The organism is Streptomyces sp. NPDC060194 (assembly GCF_042728285.1).
Classification (GTDB): domain Bacteria; phylum Actinomycetota; class Actinomycetes; order Streptomycetales; family Streptomycetaceae; genus Streptomyces.
The window spans coordinates 1-4,255 of sequence record NZ_JBHWZH010000251.1 but is presented as its reverse complement, the minus strand read 5'-3'; the positions used below and the strand labels follow the sequence as shown (position 1 = coordinate 4,255).

Below are 4,255 nucleotides of genomic sequence, written 5' to 3'. Positions count from 1 at the left end.
GGCCGGTCCTGGGTGGACCGGCCCCCGCGGAGGGAAGTGGTGCTGCTGCGAGGCGGCCGCCCCTTACTGCATGACGGCCATGGCCAGCGCGCGGCGGGCGCGGCGCGACACGCGCTCGGCGCGGCGCTGCATCCGGCGGGCGGAGACCAGGTGGATGGCCCGGCGTTCCCGCTCGGCCTCCCGCAGCTGCTCGTGCATATGGGCACGGGCGAGGGCTTCTGGCATGAGTTGCATCTCAAGGGTCCTGTTCTGACGCGAGGCGTACGCCCCGGCGGTCGGGAAGTCTGTGGTCGCGGAGCCGGCGGGCTCGCTGGTGGTGGTGCTCATCGGGTCCTGCTTCTGCGGATCGTGCGTGTGGGGGCGGTCGATGGTTCCGGCGCGGTGGAGGTTCATGCCGCGACCGGGTTCTTGCGCGGGCGACCACGGGGCCGCTTCCGGGCGACGACGACACCCTGGACGAAGAGCTCCCCGCCCCAGACGCCCCACGGCTCGCGCCGCTCCTTCGCACCGGCGAGGCAGGCCTCGACCAGCGGGCAGGCACGGCAGAGGGACTTGGCGTACTCGACGTCGGCCGGGGTCTCGGCGAAGAAGACCTCGGGGTCGTACGAGCGGCACGGAACGGGGACGCCGAGGTTCTCGATGGCGTCGTCGAGCGCGGTGAGCGCGGTGAGGGGGGTCAAGTCGGTGTCCTTCGTGAGGCCGGGCGGCGAGGTCGTTTCGAGAGGCGGGACGGACGGGGCGTGCGTGTCGAGTTGCACGGTGGGTGATTCCTCGTCGTTTCGTTCCGGCCGGTGGGCCGGAGGCGGTCGTTGTCGGGTTCCTGCTGTGTCCCGAGGCTTCCTCGCGCTGTTCCGCCCGGTCGGGCAAAACAAAAGGGCCGCGGTCCCTGTGTGGGATTCCGCGGCCCTGAAGGCGCCGGCCTGATCGAGGATCAGACTGGATCGCTCCAGGGTTCGAGCCCACGGAAGGCCCACATCGTGTGGTCGTGATCGGTCGTCTGCTGCTGGACTCCGGCACCGGTCGCCGCAAAGGCATAGGCCTTGGCCTGTGCCACTGCTCCAGCTGCGTCCGATGCCTTGGTCGGTCGCTCATTGCGCTCCCGCACGGGACGGACCGCGGAGATCGCCGGAAGGACGGCGACGGCACCGGACAGACCGGTGGCGGGGAGCGCAGGGGCGGCGGTGAGGCCGAGAGAGCAGGCAGGGGCGATCGAAAGACCGGTCATTTTGCTGGTGTCCGTCATGGTGATGCTGATCATTTCAATCGCCTCCTCTCGGCGTCGTAGGGGACCGGGCGAGCCGGTCCGGTGTGAAGTTCGTCGTTCAGTACAGCACGAGTCCTGGGCTTCAGAGAAGTCGCTGTTCCCGTGCTGAAGAACCTATGGGGCGCGCCCGGGGCTGCGCAAACTATTTTCGCGACGAGTTTTCACGCCTCGTCAGAAACCGCTTGCTCCGCCCCCTCGGACAGGTCCTGACCTGCACAGATAGCGAGGACGTCGGCGCCGAACCGGTCCATCTTCCGGTTTCCGACGCCGGCGATCCGGGCCAGGGCTCCGGGCTCGTCCGGAACCGCTTCCGCGATGGCCATCAGCGTTTTGTCCGTGAACACACAGAACGCGGGTTGTCCCGTCCGCTGCGCCTGGACCATGCGCCACTCGCGCAGCCGCTCGTAGAGGCCCTCGTCCATGTCCGAGGGGCAGTCCTCGCAGCGCATCAGCTTCGTCTCGCCGGCGTCGGTGAGGGTGCGGCCGCAGACCCGGCAGCGGACGGGGCCGCGGCGGGCCCGCCGCGCGGGTCCGGCGGCGCCGCGCCCGCCGGTCACGGCCTGACCGGAGGCCCCGCCGTCGGCGCTCCCCGCGCGGGAGCGGCCGGAGCCCGCCGAGCCGGGGCGCAGGCCGGCGAGGAAGGTGCTGGGGCGGCGGTTCGGCCGGCCCCCGGGGGACCGGGTCAGGGACCAGGACAGTGCGAGATGGACGCGGGCCCGGGTGACGCCGACGTAGAGCAGTCGGCGCTCCTCCTCGATCTGCTCGTCGGTCCTGGCGTAGGTGATGGGGAGCATGCCCTCGGTGAGGCCGACGACGAACACGGCGTCCCACTCCAGACCCTTGGCGGCATGCAGGGAGGCGAGGGTGACCCCGTCGACGGCGGGGGCGTGCTGGGCGGCGGCGCGCTCGTCGAGCTCCGCGACCAGCGCGTCGAGGCCGGTGCCGGAGCGGGCCTCGGCCATGTCCTCGGCGAGGCGGACGAGGGCCGCCAGGGACTCCCAGCGGTCGCGGACGGCTCCCGAGCCGCCGCTCGGGGCCTTGGCCGTCCAGCCCTTGGTGCCGAGGACGGCCCGGACCTGGGAGGGCAGGTCGACGGCGTCGTCGAGCAGGCGGTCGTTGCCGCCCGCGCGGGCGGCGCCGCGCAGCAGGCTGATCGCCTCGCGGACCTCCGGCCGTTCGAAGAAGCGCTCGGCCCCCCGCAGCAGGTAGGGCACCCCCGCGTCGGCGAGCGCGTTCTCGTAGACCTCCGACTGGGCGTTGATGCGGTACAGGACCGCGATCTCGCCGGCCGGGACGCCCGAGGCGATGAGGTCGCGGATGCGCCGGGCGGTGCCCTCGGCCTCGGCGGGCTCGTCGGCGTACTCCGTCCACGCGGGGTCGGGTCCCGCGGGGCGCTGGGAGACCAGTTCCAGGCGGTGCTCGGCGGCCCGCCCGCGGGCCTGTTCCAGGACTCCGTTGGCCAGGTGCACGACCTGGGGGGTGGAGCGGTAGTCGCGGACCAGCTTGACGAGGGTGGCCTGCGGGAAGCGGGTGCGGAAGTTCAGCAGGTGGTCGGGGGTGGCGCCGGTGAAGGAGTAGATGGTCTGGCTCGCGTCCCCGACCACGCACAGGGAGTCCCGGTCGCCGAGCCACAGGTCGAGCAGCCGCTGCTGGAGCGGGCTGACGTCCTGGTACTCGTCGACCACGAAGTGCTGGTACTGGCGGCGGACCTGGTCGGCGATGTCGTGCCGGTCCTGGAGGATGCCGACGTCGAGGAGCAGGACGTCCTCGAAGTCGATCATGCCGCGGTCGCGCTTGAGCTCCTCGTAGGCCGCGTAGACCTGGCTGATCTCGGCGGGGTCGCGGGGCGGTTCGCGGTGGGACTTGGCGACGGCGCCGGGGTAGTCGGCGGGGACGGTCTGGGTGACCTTGGACCACTCGATCTCGGCGGTGACGTCCCGCAGCTCGTTGCGGTCGAGCTTGACGCGGCTGCGGTGCGCGGCCTCCGACACCAGCTGGGCCTTGCGCTCCAGGAGCCGGGGCAGGGACCCGCCCACGGCCTTCGGCCAGAAGTACTGCAGCTGCCGGAGCGCAGCGGAGTGGAACGTCCGCGCCTGGACGCCCCCGGCGCCGAGCTGGCGCAGCCGCCCGCGCATCTCGCCGGCGGCCCGGTTCGTGAACGTGACGGCGAGGACGCCGGCGGGCGGGAGGATGCCGGCGCGGACGCCGTAGGCGATCCGGTGGGTGATGGCGCGGGTCTTGCCCGTGCCCGCGCCAGCCAGCACGCACACCGGTCCGTGCAGGGCCGTGGCGACGGCGCGCTGCTCCGGGTCGAGCCCGTCGAGCACCGCGTCGGCCGAGTCGGGGACCTGCGGGAAGGGAGTGGAGCGCGTTGCTGATGTCACCCCGCCATGCTGCCAGGTCCGCCGGGACCGCCGGGTCGGTTGTCCACAGGGGTGACGCGATTGTCGTACGAATGCCGAGGTGGCGCGCCGAAGCGTGCAGGGTGCGGCGGGAGGCGTGCGGGAATGGTCACAGCGCCCCGTGCGTTCGACCGGTTGCGAGCACGCACGCCGCCGTACCGAAGGAGCGCGAAGAGACATGCCGGGCACTGTGACGATGTACAGCACCACGTGGTGCGGCTACTGCCGTCGGCTCAAGAGCCAGATGGACCGCGAGGGCATCGCGTACGAGGAGGTCAACATCGAGCACGACCCGGCGTCCGCGGAGTTCGTCGAGAAGGCGAACGGCGGGAACCAGACGGTCCCGACGCTGCTGATCGTGGGCGAGTCCGGCGCGGAGAGCGTGATGACGAACCCGAGCCTGGCGCAGGTCAAGCAGGCGCTGACCGCCTGAGGACATCGCGCGGCCGGGAACACAGGGCCCTCGGGCGCCCGTCCCTTACGAGGACGGCGCCCGGCGCCCCACCTGGGCGACCTCGCGCTCCAGCGGCGCGTCCGCGACCGGATCGACCGGGAGTACGCGCGGCCGCTGGACGGGGAGGCGCAGGCC

5 protein-coding genes and 1 pseudogene are annotated in these 4,255 nt (G+C 72.3%); 2 read left to right on the top strand and 4 right to left on the bottom strand.

Features of this window, described 5'->3' with window-relative positions; all coding sequences use genetic code 11:
* Positions 1–63 precede the first annotated feature (63 nt).
* The 4 genes from ACFWEG_RS28440 to ACFWEG_RS28425 all read right to left on the bottom strand — a co-directional run bounded on the left by ACFWEG_RS28440 (position 64) and on the right by ACFWEG_RS28425 (position 3,648).
* Positions 64–393 carry a hypothetical protein gene (locus ACFWEG_RS28440; RefSeq protein WP_387220828.1) on the bottom strand — a complete coding sequence of 110 codons (330 nt, stop codon included), beginning with the start codon at positions 391–393 and terminating at the stop codon, positions 64–66.
* Positions 390–758: a WhiB family transcriptional regulator gene (locus ACFWEG_RS28435; RefSeq protein WP_387220825.1), complete on the bottom strand. Its 369-nt coding sequence runs from the start codon at positions 756–758 to the stop codon at positions 390–392. The genes ACFWEG_RS28440 and ACFWEG_RS28435 overlap by 4 nt, the downstream gene beginning before the upstream one ends.
* A 173-nt stretch (positions 759–931) precedes the next feature.
* Positions 932–1,258, bottom strand: coding sequence for a hypothetical protein (locus ACFWEG_RS28430; RefSeq protein WP_387220822.1), 327 nt, complete (start codon positions 1,256–1,258; stop codon positions 932–934).
* A gap of 167 nt (positions 1,259–1,425) precedes the next feature.
* Positions 1,426–3,648, bottom strand: a complete 2,223-nt coding sequence (locus tag ACFWEG_RS28425; protein ID WP_387220819.1) for an ATP-dependent DNA helicase UvrD2 — start codon at positions 3,646–3,648, stop codon at positions 1,426–1,428.
* 196 nt (positions 3,649–3,844) lie between these two features.
* Here ACFWEG_RS28425 and ACFWEG_RS28420 point away from each other — a divergent pair, with 196 nt between their 5' ends.
* Together ACFWEG_RS28420 and ACFWEG_RS28415 are read left to right on the top strand one after the other, a co-directional pair.
* Positions 3,845–4,099 (top strand): mycoredoxin, encoded by a 255-nt coding sequence (locus tag ACFWEG_RS28420; RefSeq protein ID WP_387220817.1) that lies wholly within the window; start codon positions 3,845–3,847, stop codon positions 4,097–4,099.
* Positions 4,100–4,171: 72 nt separating this feature from the next.
* A pseudogene (locus ACFWEG_RS28415) lies at positions 4,172–4,255 on the top strand (AraC family transcriptional regulator); the annotation flags it as partial.

Excerpts from the sequence above, each read along its gene's own strand:
- ACFWEG_RS28440 (WP_387220828.1), bottom strand. The coding sequence starts at position 393 with ATGAACCTCCACCGCGCCGGAACCATCGACCGCCCCCACACGCACGAT.
- ACFWEG_RS28430 (WP_387220822.1), bottom strand. The coding sequence starts at position 1,258 with ATGATCAGCATCACCATGACGGACACCAGCAAAATGACCGGTCTTTCG.
- ACFWEG_RS28420 (WP_387220817.1), top strand. The coding sequence starts at position 3,845 with ATGCCGGGCACTGTGACGATGTACAGCACCACGTGGTGCGGCTACTGC.